Raw genomic sequence first — 25,094 nt, 5'->3', positions numbered from 1 at the left:
CCCAAACTAGGAGAAAAATTTATGAAACTTGATACAGTTCATCATATTCAAGTAACCTATCCGCTTGAGGTGGAGGATGCAATGCTGTTTTTCTACAGCAAAGTTTTGGGATTGACTGAAATTCCCAGACCTGAAGTAATTAAAAACGATTCAGGAGCATGGTATAAATTGGAAGATATTGAACTGCACATTAGTACAGAGAAAAACGCTAATAACCAAGCATCTAGACGACATTATTGTTTTCAAGTCGATAACTTGAACGCTTTTGAGGAACATCTAAAAAAACATGGGGTAGAAATTATTCCCGATCAGCGACCACTTCCCGGATACGTGCGATTTTTCCTCCGCGATCCCGGTGGGAATCGTATAGAAATTACAGAGTTTATCAAGAATACTTTTGAACAGCTACAAACAGAAGAGTTACTATTAGAAAGACATTCAGTAACATTGTCTTAGATACCAAGATAATTGGAAGTCGCACGCCAGTGGCTACGATCACTTAAAGCTTCTGGCGAGCGTCTAAAAAATCTTGGTTTTCTGCCAGTTGGCGTAGGTGAATTAATTATGTGGCTTGAACGTGCAACTGCTAAACACCAGATATCCTTTAAGGACTGGGGTAAATTTGACCGCATAGAAACAAAAACATGTCGTCCTATTATTGATGGTCAAAGAATTACTATAAGTGATAAAACAATAATTTTTGCTTTCCTTATTGATGGATTAGAAGAACCTGTAGGAAGATTCAGATATTTTGATATTAACCCACGAAATCGTTCGGCAGAATTTGGATATACCATCAACCCAAAATTGCGAAACCAGGGTTTAGGCACAAAAATGTTGATTACTGCTATCGATTACCTGTTGACAACAACAGAACTCAACAAATTATATTGTCAGACTGCTGCTTTCAACATTGGCTCAGTTAAACTACTTGAAAAGCTCGGTTTTCATAGAGATGGAATTTTAAGAGAACATCATGAGTTAGACGGTAAACTATGGGATGATTATATTTACAGCATTTTACGGAGTGAGTGGGAAAATAGCAGGTTTTTTAATAATTAGCTGTTTAATTAATTTTGATTATTAGTAACCCTCTTTTGTTACTACGGGGAAAGTATAATCAGGAAGAAAACCAGAAACAGTAAGTAATAGGGATGGTTACGCAGCGCAGACAAGCAGTAAGCACAGTGGCCTTCATAGATAACTATTGTCAACACTATTGTTCAGTGTTTGAAGATGTGAGACATTTTGAAGCATTCAAATTTTTACATTTGGGAATGCTTTCAGAAATTAAGAGAAAATCTCTGCCAGAAATAGCTAAAACGGCGGGGCTAAAAGATAGCCAAACACTACATCATTTTTTAAGAGATGCGCTGTGGGATGTCAAAAAAATCAGAGAAATTAGGCTGTGGTTAACAAAAATGTTTATTGGGGAACGAGAAATAATTTTATGCATTGATGAAACAGGAGATCAGAAGAAAGGAAAATCTACAGATTATGTGACTCGTCAATATATTGGGAATTTAGGAAAAACAGAAAATGGCATAGTATCAGTAAATGCCTATGGGGTAGTAGATGGAATTACTTATCCATTGATATTTCAAATATTTAAACCTAGAAATAGACTGCAAGCAGGAGATAAATATAAAACTAAACCACAAATAGCAGTGGAAATAATTCAAGAAATAAAAGAGATGGGTTTAAAAATCAAGTTGGTATTGGCAGATAGTCTTTATGGAGAGAGTGGAGATGTTATTCGGGTATTAGAAAATCTAAATTTAGAATTTATTGTGGCAATCCGCTCGAATCATGGTGTATTGATGCCGCCGGGAAGCCGGAAACGTTATAACTCCTGGAAAGCTTATGAGCAAAAGCTTTCACACCGTAAAACAGAAACTCGTTATCTTCGAGAAATCATTTTTGGTCAACGCCGTCGCTTGAGATATTACCAAATCAGTAAAAGTAATGTTCCTGACCCTACAGGAGAAGAAAGCTGGTATGTTATGACTAATTTATCTGTTGACCTTCAACTCAACGTTGCTCGACTTTATAGTTTAAGAAACTGGATTGAATATGGCTTTAAACAAGTCAAAAATGAACTCGGTTGGGCTGATTTTCGCCTGACAGACTATGAAAGCATTGAACGCTGGTGGGAGATAATTTTTAGTGCCTATCTTCTAGTAAGCATTCAGGCGACTTATTTCCAGGTAGAGGCTGAGAAATTTGCCAACCAAAATCTTTCAAATCCTAGCTCTGATTACTCTTCACTTAGAGATTCATCAATTAGTCAGTTTAGTCAACATCGCCAGTGGGAACCTGGCATTACATGGAAAAGTTCTCTTAATAACTTGAGGCTCATTATTCAACCTTATATCTTTTACCATTTGCTCTTACCTTGGTTAGATGTATTCAATATTCCTGGGATGAAACGCTGTTTCCTTAAGTTGATTGAATTGATGAATGATTTTCGAGCTTCTCCGATTCGTTTCTCTATTGCTAGTTAGTCTTCTTCTCTATTTTTCTTTCCCGAAGGTAACAAAAGAGGGAGTAATATAATAAAAAACGGATCATTTAAGGGCTACTGGCAACAAATTTAGGTTTTAAAGACGCGATAAATCGCTGTCTCTGCAAGTGTTTTGGGCTTGTACGAACTGTAATGTAATAAATTTCTTTTTTAAGCTTATTTATCTATGTCGAAAATGGAGAAGAGAAAATCAGGGAGCATCCCAATTTTGCAAGAACATGTTTGTCATTGCGTACTCCTTTCCTACGGAACGCTACGCGAACGGAGAACCCGCAGGGTACGAAGCGACAGCGTAGTGAACGCGAGTGCGTCTCCAAGAGTTGCGATCGCAAGATATGGGATTGCTTCACTCCACTACGTTGCGATCGCAATGACAATTTGTAATCTGAGTTTGATATAACTTGCACATTTGGGATGCTTCCGAAAATCAGGGTTTTCGAGTTGTACAGATTTTTTGAAACTATAGAATAATAATTCTAGATTTTTTGTCAGTCTCACACTAAAGGTAGAAGTATTTTCGGAATGCTTGTACACATCTGTATACTCATAAATGGTCAGATTAATTTAGAGGAAAATAACTGATGTCTAATTTAATTAACAAACAAATTATTCTTAAAAGTCGTCCCGTTGGCGAACCGAAAGAGAATGATTTTGCTTTGGTAGAAACACCAACTCCCGAACCGGGTGAAGGCGAAATTCTTAGCCGCACCATTTATCTATCTCTTGACCCTTATATGCGTGGTCGAATTAGTGCAGGCAAGTCTTATGCTGCATCAATAGAATTGGGTTCAGTTATTGTCGGTGGTACAGTCAGCCAAGTAATTAAATCAAATCATCCTCAATTTCAAGTAGGGGATTTTGTTCTTAGTGGTAATGGTTGGCAAACTTATGCTGTATCTAAAGGTGAGACACTGCGTAAACTTGATCCTACTCAAGCACCTTTATCCTATAGTTTAGGTGTACTGGGTATGCCTGGTTTGACTGCTTATGCTGCTTTACTTGATATCGGTCAACCGAAAGAAGGTGAAACTGTTGTGGTTTCAGCTGCTTCTGGCGCTGTGGGTGCGGTAGTAGGTCAAATTGCCAAAATCAAAGGTGCGCGAGTCGTGGGAATTGTTGGGAGTGACGATAAGCGGGATTATATAGTTAAAGAATTAGGTTTTGATGTTGGCATTAATCGCAAAACTCAAGAACTTGATTCAGCGCTTAAAGAAGCAGCCCCCAATGGCATTGATGTTTACTATGACAATACCGCAGGTGTAATTTTAGAAACTGTGTTGCAGCAAATCAACCTTGGGGCAAGAATTCCACTAGTAGGTTTGATTTCGGAGTATAATGCTACATCTACTCCACCAGGGCCTAATTTAAGACCATTGCTAGTCAAACGGGCTTTGATTAAAGGTTTTTTAGTTGGCGATTACCAACATCGATTTAACGATTTTTTACATGATGTTTCTGGATGGTTACAGTCTGGTCAACTCAAGTATAGAGAAGATGTAGCTGATGGTTTAGAAAAGGCTCCTACTGCATTCATCGGTTTACTTCGAGGTGATAATTTTGGCAAGCTGATTGTTAAGGTTAATGACGATCCAACAGCACCTTAAAAAGATCCCCGACTTCTTGAAGAAGTCGGGGATCTGAATCTCTCAAATTATTTCCAAATGGGAGCAAATTGTTGAAAATCAGCGTCAGGAGTAGATAATTAAAGTAAAGTTTTAGGTGTAACTAGATGCAAAATGATTTTAGGAGTAAGCTACCACTACTGCTGACATTCTGCTTATTTACTAGCTTGTTGCCCGCCTCTGGTTCAGTTTTATGTCCAGCCGTTGCCTCTGACGAATACTATAAATTAGCCAGAAATCATAGCAGAGACGGACGTACAGGAACCGATGGGCGATCAGGTAGAGATGGTAGCAGCGGTGAAAACCAAAACATTTTTGTCAATGGTTCACCTGTAAATCTTGACTTGTCGGGTAAAGATGGTGAAGACGGGGAAGACGGGGAACATGGCGAGCAACCTGACTGTGGTTCCCAACGCGATCGCGTCAGCCACGATATAAGCGCACCAAATGGTGGTAATGGCGGTAACGGTGGCAAAGGAGGAAATGGGGGAAATGGCGGTTCCCTGACAGTGTATTACAGCAATTTGGCAGATTTACGAAATATTTCCATTCGGGCAACTGGTGGAAAAGGTGGGCGTGGCGGTAGAGGTGGCAATGGCACGGAGGGTTGTAACTGTCACAGACGCAGTTGGAAAGTGGAAACCTGCCAGGGAACCCCTGGTAGTCCTGATTATAAGTGTACTGAGAAGGTTTATCGATGTGGTGACGGTAGCGATGGACGAGATGGCAGTGATGGTAGCGATGGTAGCCAAGGACGCTTAGGAACTTTGAGTATTGTCAATAGCAAGCAAGCTTTGGCAGCTGATAATCCAACTGTGCAGCTAGCAATTTCGGAACTGGTAAACAAACAATTCAACCTCTCAAAGAACAAGTGGAATCAACGCATAGGGGCAGCTTCTCTACTTGCGCCTGGTGCTGCGATCGCTGATGATTATCGAGAGTTTGAACAACGTCTAGAAGAGGCTTTTCAAATAGTTTGGCAAGAAAGACAGCCCATCACCAGCTTTGGTAATCAAGCTGTAACACTAAATTTAACTGATAACAAACAAGTAGAAATTACTTTTTCTGAGGAATTATGGGTTGATGGTAGTAGCAAGAGTGAGGCTAACTTAACAACATTTACCCTTAACCATGCCATTGCCAAAAAAGATGTCACCCGATTAGCCGTGGCAGAATTTGCCGATGCTGGACAAAACCTGAACTTAAAAATAGTCGATTTAGCAGCCAAGTCTGATGCCATTAATACTCAGTTTCGCGTGAAATTCCGCGCCCAGGATACTTTACACGGTTTTTCTGGTTACAAAACTGAATACGAGGGGGATATTCCCAACGAACTTGTAACTCGTGACTACAATAGTTTTACTTTAGCTTTGGGCAAGCTAAAAATTCCTGACGACGCTTTACGCCCTGGTGTCAATGTTGATATTGAAGTTATAGCAACTCGTTCATTGGGAATACGTTCTGCCAAGCAAACTATTAGCTGGCAAGGTACAATCCGCAAGCCTCGATAAAGTTTAAGAAGATTTTTTCCCGTCTGAAACCATTTGCGAGAGAATATAAGCTGCGAAATCTAGTAACTGATCCAGCAAAAAGCCAATAATCCCGATGTAGATGATCACCTGGATTATATAATCAGTATTGCCAGCTTTATAAGCTTCCCAAAGAGTAAAGCCAAGTCCTTTGGGGCCTGTTAACATTTCTGTGGCAATAACTATAAACCAGGCTACCCAAATGCTAACTTTCAAAGCATGAAATATATGAAAAATAGCTACTCGAAAGTTATTATTCTGTCTCTGAAAATGTCGCATACCTATTGCTGTATTAATGATCATCGTCCAGAGAGTTCCTAGAAAAACTACTATAATAGCAGCCGTGTCGCTCTCTTGAAATGCTATTAGGGCAATAGGTAGCAAAGCTATAGGAGGAATACTATGTGGTATCTGAAATATCAGTCTAAACATCTGATAAATCACGCTATTCATCCCGATGAAATATCCAACAAAACTACCCAATACAACGGCTGGAATGTAACCAACAAATAACCGTTGTAGGCTAGCTAAAATGTCTAAAAACATATTATTTTCTCTGCCTCAGTTCTCATAGAAAACATTTGGGAAATACTGCGGCATCAACACAAAACAGCAAATGGAGAAGGTATTTAATTACACCTTTTTTATGATTGCTACAAGATTTTTTATATCTTCTCCTTATTAATAGCTAATTAAAAAAACTAGGTATGATTACGATTTGAGAGGAGTAGTACAAAGAAGAGGTAAAATTTATCTTTACTAAACTTTATCAGAAAAGCAAATCCTGATTAGTAAATTCAATACAATTTCCATAATTTACTTGCTTGATGATTACACTAAGTATGAATATCTACAACTTTTAATACTAAATAAATAGCAAAATTTGTTATTAGCAATACAGAATATAGCGTAATATGCTTGGCTTTGTGAAAAATTGTAGGTTGAGTGAACCAAAGCGCAACCCAACAAAGACCTGAAAAAATTGGCTCTACGTTCCTTAACCTAAGCTAGATAACTGAAGCTATTAGAGGCTGTTTGAAAAGTCTAATTTAATACTAGCCCTGGCGATTAGAAATCGCGGCAACACGAAACTTTACCCACCACCGTGGGTTGAATAACTTTAATAAGTGCCTAAAATCACAACTAATCACATTTCAAACAACCTCTAGGATTTAGTTAGGAGGAATCGATGGATCGCTCTCTGGTGGATTGTCTTGTTTGGTTAAAAGGGGTGGTTCAGATAACTTATCTTCTTTCGATGGAGATTCTGGATCTTTAGTCATACCATGCTGTTCTTGCCCTCTAAGTCCAAGATATGTTGCAGCACTGATTCCTTGTAGTGTCAGCAGTGTATCATCAAATTCCGGCATTGCCAGATTTTTAATCACCTCCAAAATAAAGAATAGTCCGATCGCAACCGTCCAAATAAATGTTTGGAACCGATGAAAGTTTACTCCATTAATATCTGATAATATATCAGTGAAAAACCCTTCAGAAACTCCTTGACTACCTTTTCTCTTTTCCTCATTACCCTGGCCATCAATTAAGGAAGTACCAAATGCAGTTACAGAGTTAATTCCTAATAAGATTAGTGATTGTCGAGTCAAAATATTAGCATAATCTCCTGTTATACCGTAGATAATCAGGTAAGAACCAAAAATCAGAAATGTCCAAAAAGCAAGTTGAGATATCGAGAGACTGAAGGGGTTTTTGTTCAATTTTTTTCTACCAAGAAAAAACTGAGCAATTCGGCTCTTCCGAGTTTGTTTTTGAACTTCAAGCTTTTGTGGGATTAACAGTTCCTCACCATCGATTACTTCTTTTTTAGAGTAAGCCCCTTCTATTCCAGGGCTACGAAGGGCATTTCGGCAATATCTAATGAATATTAATGCAATAGCCAGAAGTAGAAGCAGACACAGCCAAAATCGCCATGATAACAGAACTATTGTTAATTTAGGAGGTGATAGAGGATTGCTCACCGGAATTGCCAGTTTCTTGGGACAGCCTACTCCCGGAATCGCGTTAATACTATATCTGCTTCCTTGACCAAGAAGCGTATTCCATGCAGCTTGAGATGAGTTGGTACGTTTCAGTAGAAAGGCTAACCAATTATCATCAACAATTTTGCTTTGATCTTTACCCGGAATCATGACGGTGACTGGTTCTCCGTGGACATCCTCTAGTTCATAGCCATCTAGGTACAACACTAATTGGCGAGGATCAAATGGATTTTTAGCCGTTGCATTTCTGGTCGCTGCTGCTAATCCTTCAACTCTTATCCTGATGCGATCGCCCATTGTAACTTGGGTGCGATCGTTGTCAGCAATGACTTGTTGAGTTTTAAGATTAGGAGGCACTGAACAGACTTGAGGCGATGCAAAATTCACAGCCGGGATATCTGAACTATCTTGAGCAATTACTGCAAAGTTGATAGAAACAATCAACAGAAAAACCAACAGAAAAATAGCAGTAAATTTTTTAGCGTTTTTATACATCGCTCGGTATTCCACCAACAGTGATTACTATGTCGGTAGTGTAACCATACTTGAGTGATTCTGTATATTAAAAAACTTGTCATGCGCTGTCCAACTTATCTTTATAACCCAATACGGTTGGGTTAAGGGTTATTGGTGTAGATAATTGGTATTTCAAGACGCGATAAATCGCGTCTCTACATCAGGGTTTTGTTGCTCTATCTAAACTGTATTCCATCCGTAGGGGCAATTCATGTAGACGCATTCGCAAAGCGTCTCGTAGAGAAGCTGCTTCCCACAGGGTATTGCACACCTTGCGATATAACGTTGTACCCCATCTGAATAAGAAACGTCATAGCACATCGTAGGAATTACTGGACTTTACTCTCTTATGGATAGCAAGAGGATACAAAAGCAAAGCAAGCTAAAAACTTTATTTTATAAATGAAAATTTAATTTTCTTAATTTGTTAGGTAACTTTCACTATTTCAAATGTATAATCTATTATTTATTTAGATTTGTCGAATGTATAATCTATTGTTCACTCTTATTTAGATTCACCTCTATTACTTGCTTCTCGGTTGAGATTGTGGAAGATAAAGTATCCTCTTTGAAAACATACGACAGTATCACCTAGTACTCATTTATTGACGAAGTTAGTAAAGCTGTAATTGCCTGGACTTCTACTTCAAAAATCATGAGCCATTATATGGATAGTTAGCACGTTTCCGGCACTATCCAATGTCTCAAGACTTATTAAACTCATTTCAAGAAGCATACAGCAATCTCGAACTATTTCCGTTGATGGAACGGAACGAGATGGAAAGATTTAGAGTCGAATATGGTGATGATTTAATTGCAGACTTAAACCAATTAGTGGAAGATAGTCCTAATGGAGATGGCAAAATTGTCTTTACAGGACATCGGGGATGTGGTAAATCTACTTTGTTAGCTGAGTTTAGCAGACAAATTCAAGATAAATATTTTGTAGTTCTGTTTTCTATTGCTGACAAAATTGAAATGTCGGCTGTTAATCATATTAATATATTGTTTGCGATCGCAGTTAATTTAATGACAGAGGCAGAAGCCCGTAAAGTTGATATTCCGCAATCTACTAAAGAAGCTCTTTATAAATGGTTTGCTACCCGTACTCGTACTGAAGAATTAAATTTACAAGCAGAAGCTAGTATAGGTTTTGACCTCTTAAAATTGATTAGCTCTAAATTAAAAGCTGATGCAAGTGTCCGGGATGAAATTAAGCAAGAGTTTGAACGCAAGTTATCAGATTTAGTTGCCAGAATTAATGAAATTGCGGCTCTAATTCAAGCTGCAACTAAACAAAATGTTTTAGTAATTATTGATGATTTAGATAAACTGGACTTAGGCAGAGTTAACGAAATTTATCGGGATAACATTAAAGCTCTTTGTCAACCGAACTTTCAAATTATTTACACCATACCGATCGCAGTCCTTCGGGAAACATTTATTAGCACAATAATTACTACTGAAACCAACGATCAAGTAGTAGCAATGCCTGTATTAAAAATATTTGATAAAGGTAAAAATCGCTTCCCTAATGCCCAACCTCGCCCGGAAGCAACAAAGATTCTCGGTGAAGTTTTACAAAAGCGCATTCCCAGTGAATTAATCGCAGCAGAAACGGCTGAAAAAATTGTGATTTACAGTGGTGGCGTCTTGCGAGAGTTAATTCGTATTTCTAAGGAATGTTGCCGCATTTGTTTGCGGACTATTCGGCGAAATCCCTCAGCAAAAGTTATTATTGATGATAAAATTCTCCTGCAAGCAATCAATAAAATTCGCAATGATTTTTCTATCCGTTTAGGAAAGATTGATATAGATATTTTGCAGAGTGTTTATGAACAATTTATGCCCAATGACCCGAAACAAGCAGAGTTTTTGGATTTGCTACATGGGCTATATGTTCTAGAATATCGCACTGATGAAACTTGGTATGATGTTCATCCAATTATTATCGAAAGCTTGAGAAGACAGGGAGCTATTAATGTTAAATGAGGAATTATTAGATGATGAGGGAGAAAATCAAGATGCGTATGATGATTTAATTGTTTCTATTGAAGCTCAAAAGCGGGGTTTAAATTTACTGATTGCGGTTTGTGATGATGCTAGCTTTCGTGATGAGATTATTGCCCACTATGAAGCTGAACTACAATCCACCTTCGGTCTATATCGAGTGACTTTAGCACGTCAGGAACCGAGCCTAAAAGCTGCTCTTAACCAACTGGTACAACAAGAAGAATATCTCCGTCAGCAGAACCCGGCGGTAATCACGGTGACGGGTGCTGAACAACTTTATTTTCTCAGGTTGGGAAAAGAGCAATCAGAACAGGAGAAATTTTTTGGTTACTTACAGTGGACAAGGGAAGGATTACGCGAATTTCCCTTTGCGATCGTGCTTTGGGTAACTAATCAAATTTTAGTTAACTTGATTAAAAAAGCTCCTGATTTTTGGAGTTGGCGTAATGGTGTATTTCGGTTTGAATCTAAAAAGACAAATGCTATTCCTGGTAAAGAATTAGAAAATATCCGCTTTGTTTTTAGAGACACAGAATTAGCCAGTACAGATACTAATGAAAGCAATCACTTTTTCTTACCTATCCAAGATTTACAAAGGCTAATTGAGAAAGTAGAACAAGAGCAAGGAACTAAAGATCCTACCTTGGCTACTTTATATTCAAGATTGGGTGATATTTACCGCAGCAGATTAGAGCAGGGTGAATCTCAAAATTATCAAGAAGAACAAGAATTAGCAATTAAATATTGGCGTCAAGCGAGTGAGTTACAAAATGAATTAGGTTTGCAGATAGACTTAGCTACTAACCTCAACAATTTAGCAGGAATATATCGTGCAATCGGAAACTACAGCGAAGCCGAACCCTTATATAAACAAGCTTTAGAATTGAGAAAACGCCTGCTAGGAGAAAACCATCCTGCTTTTGCAACTAGCCTAAATAATTTGGCAGGACTCTACAAATCTACTGGACAATATAATAAAGCGGAACTTTTATATCAACAAGCTTTAGGACTTAGAAAACGCCTGTTAGGAGAAAAGCATGCTGATGTTGTCGCTAGTCTGAACAATTTGGCATTACTATATGATGAACAAGGACGTTATGACGAAGCAGAACCTCTATATCTGCAATCATTAGAACTCGAAAAACGTTTGCTGGGTGAAAATCATCCTTCTTTCGCTCTCATACTGAATAATTTAGCGCTACTTTATTATCATCAAGGACGTTACAGTGAAGCTGAACCGTTATCACAACAAGCAATAGAACTAGATAAGCGATTTTTGGGAGAAGAGAATCCTGATGTTGCAACAGATTTACACAATTTAGGTTTAATATACCGCGCTCAAGGACGCTACGAGCTAGCTGAAGCAGTGTTTTTGCAATCATTAGAACTCAAGCAGCGTTTATTACAAAAAGCGCATCCGCTTCTAGCAGATACTATCTATGCTTTGGGTTATATGTATAGAGAACAGGGACGTTACAATGAGGCAGAATCTTTATGTATAAAAGCCTTAGAGCTTGATAAGCACCTATTGGGAGAAAATCATCCCAATGTTGCCGAAAGTCTCAACAATTTAGCAGAAATCTATCGCGCCACAGAACGTTACAGTGAAGCTAAACCCCTTTATTTACAAGCTTTAGATATTTGTGAGCGAATCTGGGGTGTAAATCATCTTCGTAGTGTTGCTGTTCGTCAAAATTTAGAAAAACTTGCCGCAGTAATGGAGAGTAATGGAGAGTGCGATCGCATGATATAGAGCTAAAATATCATTTTGGGTTAAGCTGACTCTAATCTAGAGATAGCAAAATGGCTAAAGATGTTTTCCATCAACCGCATCTGCATACATAGATAGATCCCTGGCTTTTTTAAGAAGTCAGGGATCTGAAGGATGTGTAGTGGAAGGTGCGATCGCTAATTATAATTACAGTTGAAGTTCGCACCAAATAATTCTACATTGGAAAGTATGATCGTACTTGAATTGAGCTTGAATGAAAAAGTTTCAAGTTGCGATCGGCAAATTAAAGTTTCTCATATAATTACAAGAATACGAGCTATAATACTCGTCACACCCTTTATTGCTTCTAGTATTCCAATAGTATTCTTAAGGTCTTCGATTGCTTGATCGAGTTCCTCAATACCCTTTTTAAGTTCTGGTTCAAGATTTTTTAACCTGACAGCGATTCTTTCTAAAATGGTATTCTCTAATTTGACACGAATTAAAGAAAAATCAGTGCGTTCATCGATAAAATTTCTCTTTTGATTTGCATCTGCATGTTTTTCAATTTCTATTTGAACATCACTTGCATTGAGACGTAGTTCTAATTTTCTGATATCTTTAAGAATTTGATTTCTTAATTCATCAATAGAAGCCAACTCAGAAAGTAATCCTCTTACCATGTTAATTCTCCTCTCTAATAGTTACTAATTACTTGTTGTTTTTGATGCTTCAACGATTGCTAGAAATGAATCAATCTCCCTTAAAAAGCCATTAACTCTTTGAATAGTTAGTTTACCCTCAATAAAATTTTGGAACACATTTTTGAATTCTTCTAATGCCTCACTAGCTTCTTTTAGTTCGTTTGATCTCCTTTGCATTGTCAAAACATCTTTTCTGAATTCAATCCATTCTTTATTGTCGCTTATGAGTTCTTCCTGAATCAGAGGTCGGATTACAAGACGTTCTTCTTGTGCTATTTTTATCAGTGCCATATCTTGTTCAATTGATTGACTCAAAGCTTGAAGTAATTCCTTTTGTATTGTTAACTCCAACACAATTGTTTTATTACGTTTTTCAAGTTCTTCTCTAAGTGCGCCACGAAGTTGAGAACCAACAATTACATTTGTGACTCCTGCAAATACACTAGGATCTGTAATTAAATCACTTCCTTGAAGTTCTTTACCTATCTTATTAAGGTTGCTTGTGATACCTTCTATCTCTGTACTTGCCTGTTGCGGAGCTTGAGAATCGGCAAGTTCAAACAATTTAGCAAAATAAGCTTGCAAAAGATGATTATGTTTACGAATCTTGCCGAGAATTTCTATTCGCCGATCGTCAACTTGAGAAACCTTATTATAATCAGCAACATTCAGATTAGTTACTCGATCATTTCTCAAAAACTTCTCAGAACTGGCTTCAATTCTAATATCACCAGCCGCTATTAACAATTGGTCAACCGCTTCTGCATATTTGTTACCAGCTTCAGCAATTTTTTTGTACTCCTCAGTTGAGCGACAACCAGTCGCTAAAGTAGCTGTAACCACAAACATAGCTACTACTTTACAAAATTTTTTATTCATAATTCTGGAATTACTTTAGTTTCAGATGCAAAGCCGAGAGCTATTGCGATAACGTTCTATATTCAGGGCAGGCAAGATGCTTACCCCACAATATTGGATAATTTATTTCTTGGAGTTCCCTATAATTAATGTTTGCTATGACTATGTTGTAAATCGTAGATAATGGTTGACTTGCGATCGCTGTTTAATTATTGTCTAAGCTTCTCCGAGAACTACTTATACAAATACTCTACTGCCTGATATAAAGTTTGACGGTGAGAAAAGGTCGGAAAAAGTCGGATCTTGTTAGTGTATTGAGGTTAGTTACGGCTTGTTGATGAATTTTCCAAAGATTGCCCATTGTCCTAGTAAGTATTTCCGAAATCGAATAAGGAAGGGGCTTTAAGTCTAAAAAACTTTTTCTACTTGTAGCAGGAAGCCAGGAAGTTTAGAAATTATCAAATATAAATCCTGATGCTATATAATTACAATCTGGTGTGGTACATAAACACTATGACGGATGAGAGAAGTCAGTTAAGAACTACTTTTAATCAGGTAGCGCTACTGTACGATCGGGTACGCCCAGGATATCCAAAGGCGCTTTTTGACGATGTGGTGTCTCTATCAGGAATAACTCCACAAGGAAGGATATTAGAGATTGGTTGTGGTACTGGTCAAGCAACTATAACTTTTGCGCGTCGAGGTTATCGTATCCTTTGTATTGAGCTTGGTGAAAATCTCGGCTTAGTTGCCCAACAAAAACTGGCTACTTATCCGCAAGTAGAAGTTTGTATTGGAGCTTTTGAGGATTGGTCAGTAGAAAAGAATGCTTTTAATTTAGTGATTGCGGCGACTGCTTTTCATTGGCTCGATCCCACAATTGCCTACGAAAAAACTGTCCAAGCGCTCAGTCCTGGAGGAGCGATCGCACTATTTTGGAATGAACACGTACACAGTGATGCTAGTAATGGCTTCTTTGAGGAAGTGCAGGAGTTATATCGCCGCTTAGTTCCTGAAATATTTAAGGATGACTTGCTTCTTCGTCCTGAGCATAAAGTACCTACTAAAACGTGCGAAATTGAGCAAACGGGCCTCTTTGGTGAAGTGACATATCGTTCTTATCGATGGGATGCAGAATATGATACTGCAACATATCTCAACCTATTAAATACCTACTCTGGGCATCTAAGTTTGGATAGCATTAAAAGGGCGCATTTTTTCGATGCGATCGCTGAGTTAATTAATACTAAATTCAATGGTCACATTACCAAAGGTTACTTAACTACTTTGTATGTAGCCCAGCGATTGTAGTTAGTCTAATTACAGACCAAAATGCCTCAGGCGATCGCACTCAACAATAACTAATACCGTCAAATCTATTAGCGAACCCCGACAAAACCAGCTTGCTCAATTGCCCTTTGCCCTTGGTCAGTTAATAAAAGATTGGCATAAGCATCCCCAATCTGCTGTTCCCGACCTTTATTCTGCTTAATAATCACAAACAAATTAGCAATTATAGGATAGCTGCCATTTTTGATCGCCTGAGTATTTAGCTGGTTGCGCTGACGTGGACACTGCTCAGGCGACACCATCGGCTCCCGATAGGGGGGAATTAACTGACCAGAAGTACTACCCAATGGCAAAGCCTTGACACTACATTGAAAGACTACTGAACGAGCCGAAGCATAATATACACCACCAGGGTTTTTACTGAGTTGGCGCACTGCCTCTGTAGTTGAGTAGACATACTGCACATTAGAGCCAAGCGATTGCCCCTTCAAGTTGCTGTTACTAGGGAATATTACTGTATCTGCGTCCTCTGGTCGTTGAGAAAAAGCTGTGATGGCTAAGTTTGGCCCACCTACTTGATTCCAGTTGGTAATTTTCCCTAAATAAATTTGCTGCAATTGTTCAACAGTTAAACCCGATACCTTGAGTGATGGATTGACTACCACTGCTACCCCATCCATACCAATCTGACGTTGCTCAAGGGTAAAGCTTCGCTCTTTTGCGATCGCTTGTTCTTCATCTGTGAGGGGACGGGAAGACTGAGCAAAGTCTAGTTTCCCATCAAGCAACATCCGAATGCCTGAGCTAGAACCAGGGCTACCATTAATAGGGTTTACGTAGCGTAATTGTAGTTCGGGGCGATCGCTCTGGATCTGAGAATCTACTAATTGCCGGATAGATGCCCAAGCTGTACTACCTCCATAGTTGAATGAAGCAGTGGGGACATTATCAACTGTCCCAAAAGTGGTTGTATTAGTAGAAACGGTTTTGAAACTTTGATTGGAGGAAGAATCAGCGGTACTGCGGGACGATAAACTCGGCTTCAGTAACCACCAAAGCAATCCGCCAATAACCATAAGTGTCAACACTTTACCAATAATCAAACCTCTGAGAAATAATCCGATTTCGGCATTAATTAAAGCTTTTTTTTGATTTGTATTGTCCATTTTTTTAATTTAATATTGTTTATTGTATTTATCTTACAGGAATACTTAAGTATTTATCCTACAGTAATCTTTAAATATTTAGATTCAAGATAAATCTTTCATAAATAGTTAATATCTAGTTTTATCAAACAGAATTCAGGAGTCAGAATTCAGGAGTCAGAATGGGCTAAACGCCTCGCTACCACTAACAGAATGAATTGTCTATGATTGTTGGATAGCCCAGCGTAAAGCTTTGTCTACGATAGGCTGTGCGAACGTTTAGAGCGATTATTTTCGAGTCGCGTCTTGATTCTGACTTCTGAATTCTTCTTCAAGATTGCTACTAGATGATTAACTCTTTCTAATGTGGTGAGACTAAATTTGCTCTTTTGTAGTCTTTGCAGCGGTGCAATTTTTTTGACAAACTCCTCTGTTAGCTACTGATTTGTCTACTAGGATATTCGTATTATTTAACGGGAACTCAACAAATTTTTCTAGAAATTTCTTTAGTTGAGTAGGTTGGTTCGGAAGCGATGTCCCCGTATGAATAAATGTATAGATTAAAACTAATACTATCAAACTAGTGGCAGCACCAAGACCTATACCTAGCAGCAAAATAAAGTTTCTATAAGTTAGCAAATAGCTATCATCAGCATTTTGGTTGATGGCAGCAGATTGTAAGGATGGTGATGACAGGAGAGCAGAATTAAGCGCTTGCAAAGCTTCTGTTGCAGACTGATAACGCTGGTTGTAGCGATCGCAGATCATTGTATCTAAAATATTTGCTAGAGCCTCACTTACCTGTGCTTTATCGCGCCAGATCACTTCTCCAGTATTGGGATCTTCTGGTAATTGCTCAGGTATCAAACCTGTCAAAGCTTGAATGGCAATCATCCCTACTGCATAGATATCGCTGCAAAGTTTTGGCTTTCCCTTAGCCTGTTCGCTTGGCATATAGCCAGGAGTTCCAACAGAAATTGTTAAGCCTGTTCCCAAAGCACCAATTTTCTTAATACTCCCAAAATCAATTAGCACTATCTTCCGATCAGAGTGCCGCCGCATTAAATTTTGAGGCTTAATATCTCGGTGAATAATATTATGTTCGTGGACGAAGGCCAGCACTTCCAGGATATCTTTTAATAAATTTAAGACTGCATTCTCGCTAAGACGCTGACCTGGCACAATTTCTTGAGTCAAGGCATGACCATCAATAAATTCCTGGACTAAATAAAAATCTCCATCTTCATCAAAATGGGCAAACAGTCTCGGAATTTGATCGTGGTTGTTGCCTAATTGGTATAAAACTTCTGCTTCCCGGCCAAATAGCTTTTTAGCAATGGGTAGAACAGCAGGATTGGAATCTTTTGGGTGGAAATGTTTGACGACACAATGGGGTTGTCCTGGTAAATCCAAGTCAATAGCTAAGTAGGTATCACCAGATCCTCCACTTCCTAAGTGTTTGACAATCTCAAAGCGATTCCGAAGTGTTTTTTTGGCGATAGAGTATCTATATCGATTACGTATAGCACCTCCTAACAAGTAAGTACTACCAGATCCTCCGCTTCCCATCAGTTTGACAGTCTCAAAGCGACTTCGGAGTGTTTTTCTGACTAAAGGGTTCTGGCTCATGTGGCGTATACTAGTTTTTAATTTACTGACCATTCAGAGCTTGGGTGAGGTTATGAATACCTGCGGCTAGATTTACTAGTATTTAAGGCATTCTTCTGATTAGACGACCGATACTTTGGATCTGTTTGATGGTTAGCCGCTTGATTGGTTTATTCAACACCTTTATAGGTATCTTAATATGAAATTTATTTTTGGAATAGCCTGTAATTTTATCACTTAAGTAAATCTAACACTAATCCACGGTATTTAGAACTGTGGGTAGAAGAGAATATTCAGGAGTCATGAAGCTTATTTTTTAACGGTTCAGTCTAATTACTGAACAAAACCCAGAAAAGTGGAATTTAAAGCACAAATACCCTTACAGTGTGCGCCACAATTTTGTTACCAGATTTTTATCATTACTAAAGGCGATCGCTTTGTCATATCAACCTGAGTTCGACAAAACTAAAAAATAGCAATTATTGGTCTTTGAAGACGCGATAAATCGCGTCTCTACAATCAGGGTTTTTGACTTCACTGAACTATATTGATTTATAATACGTATTTGCTTGCAAAAAAACACCACAATGAATGTATGAACTACTCAAACAATAAAGCAAAATAGCGAATTATAATGCTTGTACTCTCTCTAAGAAGTTCAAATTCCCACTTTCATTAAGTAGAAAAAGTTTGGATCTCTCTTCTTGAACGAAATCCGCATAACTTTGCGAACTTCATGCTTTGGATCTCAAGTTACAGCATGTTAACTGGTTGTTCAATATTTTCTATCAAATATCCTACCTTTCCAACTTTTCCAACTTTTCCTACTTTTTAGTTGGTAGCGCAAGAAATACAGTGTCTTTGTTAAGAGGGTGTTTTAAAAGTCCAATTTAATATCAGTCCTGGCGATTATAAATCGCGGGTACACGAGACTTACAGCGAATTGCAATCAAACGTGCCACAAATAAAAGCAATACTGGGCTTTGTTTTAGGATTTATTTTTGTGGTGGGTTTGATCGAAAACTGCTGTAACCACCTCCGTGGGTTGAAGACCTTGATTTTGTGTTAGTCCTCGGAGGCGGACTTTGCTTATGTAGTAAGGATAAAAAATTTTTTTATATGAAATAAAAAAGCCCCCACTAGGGGGCTTATTATGTTGTCAGCGTGGATTGAACAACTAATTAATTAATACTCACAGTAGATACAGTAATCCGAACAAAATAATCCAAATTACGTCAACGAAGTGCCAGTAGATTTCGGCTGCTTCAATGCCAAAGTGCTTTTCGTTACTGTAGTGACCCGGAACGCGCGATCGCCACAACACAGCAACAATCGCTAAAACGCCGATGGTAACGTGCAATCCGTGGAAACCAGTCAAAACGTAAAATGCACTAGCAAATAAATTGGTAGTTAAACCAAATTCTAAATGGGTATATTCGTATACTTGACCCACCAAGAAAGTAGCACCCATTACAGCGGTAATTGCTAACCAGATTCGCGCACCTCGCGTATCATTCTTTTTAATTGCAGTGTCGGCATTGTGCATGACAAAACTACTAGAAATTAGATTGATGGTGTTAACTCCAGGTAGCAATAGTTCTAATTCTGGGGTACCTGCTGGCGGCCATACAGGTAAGGTGGCACGGAAAGCCAAATAGGCTCCGAACAGTCCCATAAAAATCATCCCTTCAGCAATCAGAAAGACAAACAGCCCAAACAGGCGATGGTCTGGATGTTCTTCGTGATGACCGACAGACGCTTCCGCCGCGTGGTGATGATTCAGTTCCGTTTTAGCTGGGTCAATAGTTTGACTTTGCATGAATTTTGATAAGTGGGGGAATGAGGAGTTAAAAGTTAGGAGTTAGGAGTTAGAAGTTAAAAGTTAAGAGTTAAAAGTTAGGAGTTAGAAATTTTTAACTAACAACTTTATTAAACTCATCACTCCTAACTCATCACTCCTAACTCTATTTTCGGTCTTCGGGATTAGCGGCAACCGCTGGGTCGGGTTCTGCTCTTAATACTGAGTTGGGTCCACCAGATAATAATGGATTGGGATCAGATAAAGGTACACCTTCACTAGCATTTTCCAAACCGTAGTCGTAGGGGCCTGTAGCCAGTACTGGAGTTTGATCAAAATTTTCGATCGCAGGTGGTGAGGTTGTCATCCACTCTAAGGTAAGCGCCCTCCAAGGATTATTACCAGCTTTCTCGCCGTACAACCAACTCCAAATCGCATTGATGATGAAGGGGAATGTCGAAATTGCCAGTATGTAAGAACCATAGGTGCAAATTTCGTTCAATGTGGTGAATTTGGGGTCATATTGGGCAATACGGCGATTCATGCCCATTAAACCCAGTTTGTGCATGGGTAAAAAGGTCATGTTTAGACCAACAATAGTCAAAGCAAAGTGAACCTTACCCCAAAATTCGTTTACCATCCGTCCCGTCATTTTTGGGAACCAATGGTAAATGGCGGCAAAAATTCCTAGTACGCTACCACCAAATAGGACGTAGTGCAAGTGAGCCACGACAAAATAAGTATCGTGAACGTGAATATCAAAGGGCACTGCTGCCAACATCACGCCACTGATCCCGCCGATTACAAAGGTGCCGACAAAGCCGATGGCAAACAACATGGCACTGTTCAGCTGGATTTTTCCACCCCATAGAGTTGCTAACCAACTGAAAATTTTAATTCCTGTGGGTACGGCAATGATCATGGTAGTGATCATAAAAAACATCCGCAACCAACCGGGGATACCGCTGGTAAACATGTGGTGCGCCCAAACAATTAGCCCCAAAAAGCTAATGGCAAGAGACGAATAAGCGATCGCTTTATAGCCAAAAATCGGCTTGCGGGAATGGATGGGGATAATTTCTGAAATTGCGCCAAAGAAGGGCAAAATCATGATGTAAACCGCTGGGTGGGAGTAAAACCAGAACATGTGTTGGTATACTACTGGGTCGCCCCCGCCAGTTGGGTTAAAAAATGTTGTCCCGGCAATTAAATCAAAGGAAAGGAGAATCAGACCTGCTGCTAAGACTGGGGTTGATACCAAAACTAGCGCCGAAGTGGCGAACATAGCCCAGCAGAACAAAGGCATTTTGTGAATGTCCATGCTGGGGATACGCATTTTCAGCAATGTCACCAGGAAATTTATCGACCCCAAAATTGAGGACGTACCCAGCAGCAGAACACTCATAATCCAAATGCCTTCACCCACTTGTCCTGTCACCAAACTCAGGGGAGGGTAGGAAGTCCAACCGGCGTCTGGTGCATCGCCAACCACTAAACTAGCGATTAACAACACACCCGCAGGGGGAATCATCCAAAAGGCAACAGCATTCAGCCGAGGAAATGCCATATCTTTTGCCCCAATCATCAGGGGAATTAGATAGTTAGCAAACCCTGCCCCGGCTGGCACGATCCAGAGGAAAATCATGATCGTGGCGTGCAGCGTGAACAGACTATTGTAGACTTCCGGGGTGACAAAATCTACCTCTGGGGTTCGTAGTTCAGTACGAACCAAGTCAGCCATGACGCCGCCAATGCAGTAGAAAATAAACGAAGTGACTAGGTATTGAATCCCAATCACCTTATGGTCGGTTTGAAAGCCAAAGAAGTCTTGCCATTTTCTGACCCCTGGTTCTTCAAGAAGGGCGGGGATATTGGCAGTTTCTTGCAACTGAGCTTGTGTCATAAGAGTGCTGAGTGCTGAGTCCTGTTAGCGGTAGTGGGGCGTTTAGCCCGTGCTTAGTGCTTATTTATTAAACTTTTGAGGTGGACTGTTGATTAATGGTGAACTTGATGGAGGATTTCTGGCTTAATTCCCATATCCTTGGTGTAAGGCGCGAGAAATTCATTTGGGGAGAGATCGGCAGGGTTAACAGCGATCGCTTGATTTAGTGTTTCTTTGCTGGCAACTAGCTGTTCTTGTACCCATTTGTCAAAGGCTTCTTGTGGCTCAACCACTACTGTTGCTCTCATTGCACCGTGGTAGGGGCCACAAAGTTCAGCACAGATCAGGACATAATCTCCTGCTGTTTTGGGGGTGAAACTAAACTCACTTTGTCTGCCGGGGATCGCATCTTGTTTCAGGCGGAACTCTGGCACCCAGAAGGCATGGATGACATCGTTGGCGGTCATATTGATTTGCACTTTTCGCCCGATGGGGACGTGCATTTCACCTGTAGTTATCCCAGTTTCAGGATAGGTGAAAATCCAGGCATATTGTAGACCAGCGACGTTGACTTGTAATTCTGCTGGTTTGTCTTCTTCTTCAACATTCTGAGCAATGGTAACAGAATGCTGTTGAACCATTTGAGCGCGATCGTGGTCAGATGCAGTATTTGGCGACGCATCGCTTAAAGTTGCTGCAATCGCTGCCCCTGGCATTTTCATCGACGATTCCTGATTCATCGGTGCTTCATGAATAGAATGGGGATCAAAGCCACCCATTTCGTTGTAGACATCAAAGCTGTAAACAGAAATACCGATAACGATAATTGCTGGGATCGCCGTCCACAGAATTTCTAGAGGTATATTGCCCTCAACTGGTGGGCCGTCTTCATTGTCACCTGCACGTCGGCGATATTTAAATGCAGAGTAAATTAAAATACCTTCAACGAGCAAAAATATCCCTGTGGAAACGATCATCATCGTGTTGAATAGACCATCCACCAAGACGGCTTCATCAGTGGCGGCTGCTGGCAACAGACCGTGATTTTGACCGTACCAAAGGCTGGCTAGCGTTAGCACGATGCCAATGAGTAATGTCCAGATGGAACTTGGAATCTTCACGGTTTACTTAATTGAATTTACTATGTTATCTCGAAGCTACTCACTTACTAAGGTAGTCTAGGCTGTCAGACATGGGGGAGAAAGGTCTGAAATTTTTATTAATTTTTTTGGCTATTTTAGTAATTTTGAGTATGAGTTTACTATCATACAACGCCAAAAATAGATGTAAACCAGTGAAAAAACTTAAGGAAAAATTTAGAATGCTTAAATTAATTGCCATTAATCAATTTCTGACATCTTGAAAAATACCTAAAGCTTCGGGCAAAACCTTGTTGAAGTGATTCAAAGTATAAGTGAGTGCTAATCTATAAACCTTTAGCCTATACGCTAGGGTGAAGATGGGACACTAAAAGAAAATTGAAAATTTTAAGAGATCCACCAAGAGCGGGCAGAAGGTATCGTTCATGAGCGAATTTGTCCTACAACAACAAAATGAAGCGGTAGTTGAGCAGCAAAAGCCCAAAGAAATGATTCGGCGCTTGGTGTGGAAAATGTGCATAGCCACCTTAATTTTGATGGCCATAGGCAGTGCCACCCGCGTCATGAATGCTGGACTTGCTTGCCCAGACTGGCCCTTATGCTATGGCGAACTCGTGCCAGCCAAGCAAATGAATCTCCAAGTGTTTTTGGAGTGGTTTCACAGATTGGATGCAGCTTTAATTGGTGTAAGCGCGATCGCACTTTTCGGTTTGTCCTGGTGGCGTCGTCGTTTCTTACCCTCTTGGCTGCCTTGGGCATCCACATTTGCCCTGTTTCTAATCGTTTTCCAAGGTATTTTAGGAGGACTCACCGTTACCGAACTGTTGCGGTTTGATATCGTTACCGCTCATTTAGGAACGGCGCTGTTATTTTTTACCACCCTCTTGATTATCGGCACAGCACTCACACCCTACCAGGGAAATGGAACCGTTGGTAAGTTGCCTTGGGTTGGTTTAACTGCCGCTGTTCTGGTTTACCTGCAAAGTATTCTAGGTGCTTTGGTAGGCTCTCGCTGGGCGCTACACCAATGCCTTGGCGGTTCTCAACTTTGTACTGTAATGTACAGTCATATTGCTGGTTTGGTGCCGCCAACAGTGGCAACCTTGGCAATGGTATTTATCTGTTGGCGGACACCAGCACTACATCCAGCCTTACGGCGACTGGCAAATATGGCTGGTGGGTTGTTGACCTTACAAATCTTGTTGGGATTTGCCACCTTCAAATTACACCTCCAAGTCGAGCCTCTCACCGTCTCTCACCAAGCTATAGGAGCTACTTTGCTAGGTACCTTGGTGGCTTTCACAGTTTTATCACTACGCGACTCAGTGAGTGCTGAGTCACATTCAGTGAGTGCTGAGTAGGGAGTAGGGAGTGGAGGAGATGAGGAAGCAGGAAAAGAACTCCTAATTCATAACTCTTGTACAGACACGATTAATCGCGTCTCTACTCTTAACTCAGCACTCAATTTTCATTTGCCTAAAAAAGCCAGCTTGAGCGGGGGCTGCATATACAGCGGATTTCAAGGAAAGTGAAGTACACAAGCTTGCGTCTCAAAGCCAGGTATAAAGCCTGTTTTACTTCTGTTAGCGCAGCGGGGCGCAGCCCATTCTGACTCCTGAATTCTGAATCCTGAATTCTGAATTCTGCTGTAAGTTGTTGAAAAATAAGGAACCAGAGCCAAAATGATTGAGACTAATGTCTCTCGCCACCACGAAACATTTTTACAGGTAGTTCAAAGCTACTACCAGCTAACCAAACCTCGGATTATTCCGTTGCTTTTGATTACCACGGCTGGGAGTATGTGGATTGCTGCTAAGGGAGAAGTAGACCCATTGCTGTTGCTAGTAACTCTCACTGGTGGCACTTTGGCTGCTGCAAGCGCCCAGACGATTAACTGTGTCTATGACCGGGATATTGATTATGATATGGAGCGGACGCGCCATCGTCCGATGCCTTCGGGTAAGGTGCAGCCACGCGATGCTCTAATTTTTGCGATCGCACTAGCGGCGATTTCCTTTACCCTCCTAGCAGTATTTGCCAACCTGTTAGCTGCCCTATTAGCCTTCTCTGGTATCGTCTTTTATATTTTGGTCTATACCCACTGGCTAAAACGTCACACCCCTCAGAATATCGTTGTTGGTGGGGCGGCTGGGGCAATTCCGGCTTTAGTGGGTTGGGCTGCTGTCACGGGGACATTAAGCTGGTCAGCATGGCTGATTTTTGCCATCGTCTTTTTATGGACACCACCCCATTTCTGGGCGCTAGCTCTGATGATTAAAGATGACTACGCAAAAGTTGGAATACCAATGTTACCTGTGATTGAAGGTACTACGGTAACTGTCAAGCAGATTTGGTATTACACGCTGGTAACAGTATTTGCAACTGTGTTGTTGTTTTATCCTTTGGGCGCGAGTGGAATTCTTTATGCTGCGATCGCTGTAAGTCTGGGAGGATTATTTATCCACAAATCTTGGCGTTTGTTACACAACCCAGAGGATCGCGCTGTAGCTAAAGAGTTATTTCTCTATTCCATCTCCTACATGATGCTGTTGTGTCTGGGGATGGTAGTTGATAGTCTTCCTGTTACCCATAATCTAATTAATGCAGCGATCAATCAGTTGCATTTTATTGCTTAGGGGATGGAAAATTTAGCGATCGCGTTTGGTAAAGTGGCGCGATCGCATTTTCAGAAATTAAAAAATATACATAATAATTAGAGTTTGGCAGATTTGTGATGTCTACAACGGGCTACGCCTATCTGAGTAAAGTTTCAATCATAAGTGAATTTATTAAA

The 25,094-nt window shown here is 40.0% G+C and carries 20 protein-coding genes; 10 read left to right on the top strand and 10 right to left on the bottom strand.

The genetic code is table 11. The annotated features are described in order from the left end of the window. The first annotated feature begins 21 nt into the window (after nt 1-21). The 3 genes from FD723_RS13480 (at nt 22) to FD723_RS13470 (ending at nt 2,504) form a co-directional block, all read left to right on the top strand. A complete protein-coding gene (locus FD723_RS13480) occupies nt 22-456 on the top strand; it encodes a VOC family protein (protein ID WP_179065786.1) in 435 nt (144 codons plus the stop codon). Between the two features lie 12 nt (nt 457-468). After that, entirely contained in the window at nt 469-1,062 is a 594-nt protein-coding gene (locus FD723_RS13475) for a GNAT family N-acetyltransferase (RefSeq protein ID WP_179065785.1), read from the top strand. 92 nt (nt 1,063-1,154) lie between these two features. Continuing rightward, the gene (locus FD723_RS13470) at nt 1,155-2,504 is read left to right on the top strand and encodes an IS701 family transposase (RefSeq protein ID WP_179064452.1); all 1,350 of its coding nucleotides are present in this window, start codon (nt 1,155-1,157) and stop codon (nt 2,502-2,504) included. Between the two features lie 374 nt (nt 2,505-2,878). Here FD723_RS13470 and FD723_RS13465 read toward each other — a convergent pair whose 3' ends face one another. Next, the gene (locus FD723_RS13465) at nt 2,879-3,058 is read right to left on the bottom strand and encodes a hypothetical protein (protein ID WP_179065784.1); all 180 of its coding nucleotides are present in this window, start codon (nt 3,056-3,058) and stop codon (nt 2,879-2,881) included. A 47-nt stretch (nt 3,059-3,105) separates the two neighbouring features. On the opposite strand from FD723_RS13465, the gene FD723_RS13460 reads away from it, so the two are divergent. Both FD723_RS13460 and FD723_RS13455 read left to right on the top strand, forming a co-directional pair. Continuing rightward, a complete protein-coding gene (locus FD723_RS13460) occupies nt 3,106-4,128 on the top strand; it encodes an NADP-dependent oxidoreductase (protein ID WP_179065783.1) in 1,023 nt (340 codons plus the stop codon). 125 nt (nt 4,129-4,253) lie between these two features. Then, nucleotides 4,254-5,657 carry a collagen-like protein gene (locus FD723_RS13455; RefSeq protein WP_179065782.1) on the top strand — a complete coding sequence of 468 codons (1,404 nt, stop codon included), beginning with the start codon at nt 4,254-4,256 and terminating at the stop codon, nt 5,655-5,657. A gap of 3 nt (nt 5,658-5,660) precedes the next feature. Here the strand turns inward: FD723_RS13455 and FD723_RS13450 are convergent, their stop codons facing one another. Then, nucleotides 5,661-6,221 carry a nitrate transporter gene (locus FD723_RS13450; RefSeq protein ID WP_179065781.1) on the bottom strand — a complete coding sequence of 187 codons (561 nt, stop codon included), beginning with the start codon at nt 6,219-6,221 and terminating at the stop codon, nt 5,661-5,663. Nucleotides 6,222-6,847: 626 nt separating this feature from the next. Further along, nucleotides 6,848-8,170, bottom strand: a complete 1,323-nt coding sequence (locus FD723_RS13445; protein WP_179065780.1) for a hypothetical protein — start codon at nt 8,168-8,170, stop codon at nt 6,848-6,850. Between the two features lie 720 nt (nt 8,171-8,890). Here FD723_RS13445 and FD723_RS13440 point away from each other — a divergent pair. Next, entirely contained in the window at nt 8,891-10,183 is a 1,293-nt protein-coding gene (locus FD723_RS13440; protein WP_179065779.1) for an ATP-binding protein, read from the top strand. Further along, the gene (locus tag FD723_RS13435; RefSeq protein WP_179065778.1) at nt 10,173-11,957 is read left to right on the top strand and encodes a tetratricopeptide repeat protein; all 1,785 of its coding nucleotides are present in this window, start codon (nt 10,173-10,175) and stop codon (nt 11,955-11,957) included. The genes FD723_RS13440 and FD723_RS13435 overlap by 11 nt, the downstream gene beginning before the upstream one ends. Nucleotides 11,958-12,229: 272 nt before the next feature. Here the strand turns inward: FD723_RS13435 and FD723_RS13430 are convergent, their stop codons facing one another. Together FD723_RS13430 and FD723_RS13425 are read right to left on the bottom strand one after the other, a co-directional pair. After that, entirely contained in the window at nt 12,230-12,598 is a 369-nt protein-coding gene (locus FD723_RS13430; protein ID WP_179065777.1) for a hypothetical protein, read from the bottom strand. 24 nt (nt 12,599-12,622) lie between these two features. Beyond that, a complete protein-coding gene (locus tag FD723_RS13425; protein ID WP_179065776.1) occupies nt 12,623-13,498 on the bottom strand; it encodes a hypothetical protein in 876 nt (291 codons plus the stop codon). Between the two features lie 492 nt (nt 13,499-13,990). Here FD723_RS13425 and FD723_RS13420 point away from each other — a divergent pair, with 492 nt between their 5' ends. Then, complete coding sequence (locus FD723_RS13420) at nt 13,991-14,788, top strand: trans-aconitate 2-methyltransferase (RefSeq protein ID WP_179065775.1); 798 nt, start codon at nt 13,991-13,993, stop codon at nt 14,786-14,788. Between the two features lie 68 nt (nt 14,789-14,856). Here the strand turns inward: FD723_RS13420 and FD723_RS13415 are convergent, their stop codons facing one another. From FD723_RS13415 to FD723_RS13395, 5 genes are all read right to left on the bottom strand, one after another. Beyond that, on the bottom strand, nt 14,857-15,933 hold the full coding sequence (locus FD723_RS13415; protein WP_179065774.1) for a PstS family phosphate ABC transporter substrate-binding protein: 1,077 nt from the start codon (nt 15,931-15,933) through the stop codon (nt 14,857-14,859). 354 nt (nt 15,934-16,287) lie between these two features. After that, a complete protein-coding gene (locus FD723_RS13410) occupies nt 16,288-17,541 on the bottom strand; it encodes a serine/threonine-protein kinase (RefSeq protein WP_256875176.1) in 1,254 nt (417 codons plus the stop codon). A gap of 1,171 nt (nt 17,542-18,712) precedes the next feature. After that, the gene (locus tag FD723_RS13405) at nt 18,713-19,339 is read right to left on the bottom strand and encodes a heme-copper oxidase subunit III (RefSeq protein WP_179065772.1); all 627 of its coding nucleotides are present in this window, start codon (nt 19,337-19,339) and stop codon (nt 18,713-18,715) included. 145 nt (nt 19,340-19,484) lie between these two features. Then, nucleotides 19,485-21,221, bottom strand: a complete 1,737-nt coding sequence (gene ctaD / locus FD723_RS13400; protein ID WP_179065771.1) for a cytochrome c oxidase subunit I — start codon at nt 21,219-21,221, stop codon at nt 19,485-19,487. Between the two features lie 92 nt (nt 21,222-21,313). Then, nucleotides 21,314-22,321: a cytochrome c oxidase subunit II gene (locus tag FD723_RS13395; protein ID WP_179065770.1), complete on the bottom strand. Its 1,008-nt coding sequence runs from the start codon at nt 22,319-22,321 to the stop codon at nt 21,314-21,316. Between the two features lie 404 nt (nt 22,322-22,725). Between FD723_RS13395 and FD723_RS13390 the strand changes: the two genes are divergently transcribed. Together FD723_RS13390 and FD723_RS13385 are read left to right on the top strand one after the other, a co-directional pair. Next, nucleotides 22,726-23,661: a heme A synthase gene (locus tag FD723_RS13390; RefSeq protein WP_179065769.1), complete on the top strand. Its 936-nt coding sequence runs from the start codon at nt 22,726-22,728 to the stop codon at nt 23,659-23,661. Nucleotides 23,662-23,982: 321 nt separating this feature from the next. Further along, on the top strand, nt 23,983-24,936 hold the full coding sequence (locus FD723_RS13385) for a heme o synthase (protein WP_179065768.1): 954 nt from the start codon (nt 23,983-23,985) through the stop codon (nt 24,934-24,936). The last annotated feature ends 158 nt before the right edge of the window (nt 24,937-25,094 follow it).

The organism is Nostoc sp. C052 (assembly GCF_013393905.1).
Classification (GTDB): domain Bacteria; phylum Cyanobacteriota; class Cyanobacteriia; order Cyanobacteriales; family Nostocaceae; genus Nostoc.
The sequence above is the reverse complement of the archived record's forward strand: the minus strand, read 5'-3'. Positions and strand labels throughout refer to the sequence as shown.

Bases quoted from the DNA above. Each gene is read 5' to 3' on its own strand.
- FD723_RS13480 (WP_179065786.1), top strand. From the start codon at position 22: ATGAAACTTGATACAGTTCATCATATTCAAGTAACCTATCCGCTTGAG.
- FD723_RS13470 (WP_179064452.1), top strand. From the start codon at position 1,155: ATGGTTACGCAGCGCAGACAAGCAGTAAGCACAGTGGCCTTCATAGAT.
- FD723_RS13460 (WP_179065783.1), top strand. From the start codon at position 3,106: ATGTCTAATTTAATTAACAAACAAATTATTCTTAAAAGTCGTCCCGTT.
- FD723_RS13455 (WP_179065782.1), top strand. From the start codon at position 4,254: ATGCAAAATGATTTTAGGAGTAAGCTACCACTACTGCTGACATTCTGC.
- FD723_RS13450 (WP_179065781.1), bottom strand. From the start codon at position 6,221: ATGTTTTTAGACATTTTAGCTAGCCTACAACGGTTATTTGTTGGTTAC.
- FD723_RS13445 (WP_179065780.1), bottom strand. From the start codon at position 8,170: ATGTATAAAAACGCTAAAAAATTTACTGCTATTTTTCTGTTGGTTTTT.
- FD723_RS13440 (WP_179065779.1), top strand. From the start codon at position 8,891: ATGTCTCAAGACTTATTAAACTCATTTCAAGAAGCATACAGCAATCTC.
- FD723_RS13435 (WP_179065778.1), top strand. From the start codon at position 10,173: ATGTTAAATGAGGAATTATTAGATGATGAGGGAGAAAATCAAGATGCG.
- FD723_RS13430 (WP_179065777.1), bottom strand. From the start codon at position 12,598: ATGGTAAGAGGATTACTTTCTGAGTTGGCTTCTATTGATGAATTAAGA.
- FD723_RS13425 (WP_179065776.1), bottom strand. From the start codon at position 13,498: ATGAATAAAAAATTTTGTAAAGTAGTAGCTATGTTTGTGGTTACAGCT.
- FD723_RS13420 (WP_179065775.1), top strand. From the start codon at position 13,991: ATGACGGATGAGAGAAGTCAGTTAAGAACTACTTTTAATCAGGTAGCG.
- FD723_RS13415 (WP_179065774.1), bottom strand. From the start codon at position 15,933: ATGGACAATACAAATCAAAAAAAAGCTTTAATTAATGCCGAAATCGGA.
- FD723_RS13410 (WP_256875176.1), bottom strand. From the start codon at position 17,541: ATGAGCCAGAACCCTTTAGTCAGAAAAACACTCCGAAGTCGCTTTGAG.
- FD723_RS13405 (WP_179065772.1), bottom strand. From the start codon at position 19,339: ATGCAAAGTCAAACTATTGACCCAGCTAAAACGGAACTGAATCATCAC.
- ctaD (WP_179065771.1), bottom strand. From the start codon at position 21,221: ATGACACAAGCTCAGTTGCAAGAAACTGCCAATATCCCCGCCCTTCTT.
- FD723_RS13390 (WP_179065769.1), top strand. From the start codon at position 22,726: ATGAGCGAATTTGTCCTACAACAACAAAATGAAGCGGTAGTTGAGCAG.
- FD723_RS13385 (WP_179065768.1), top strand. From the start codon at position 23,983: ATGATTGAGACTAATGTCTCTCGCCACCACGAAACATTTTTACAGGTA.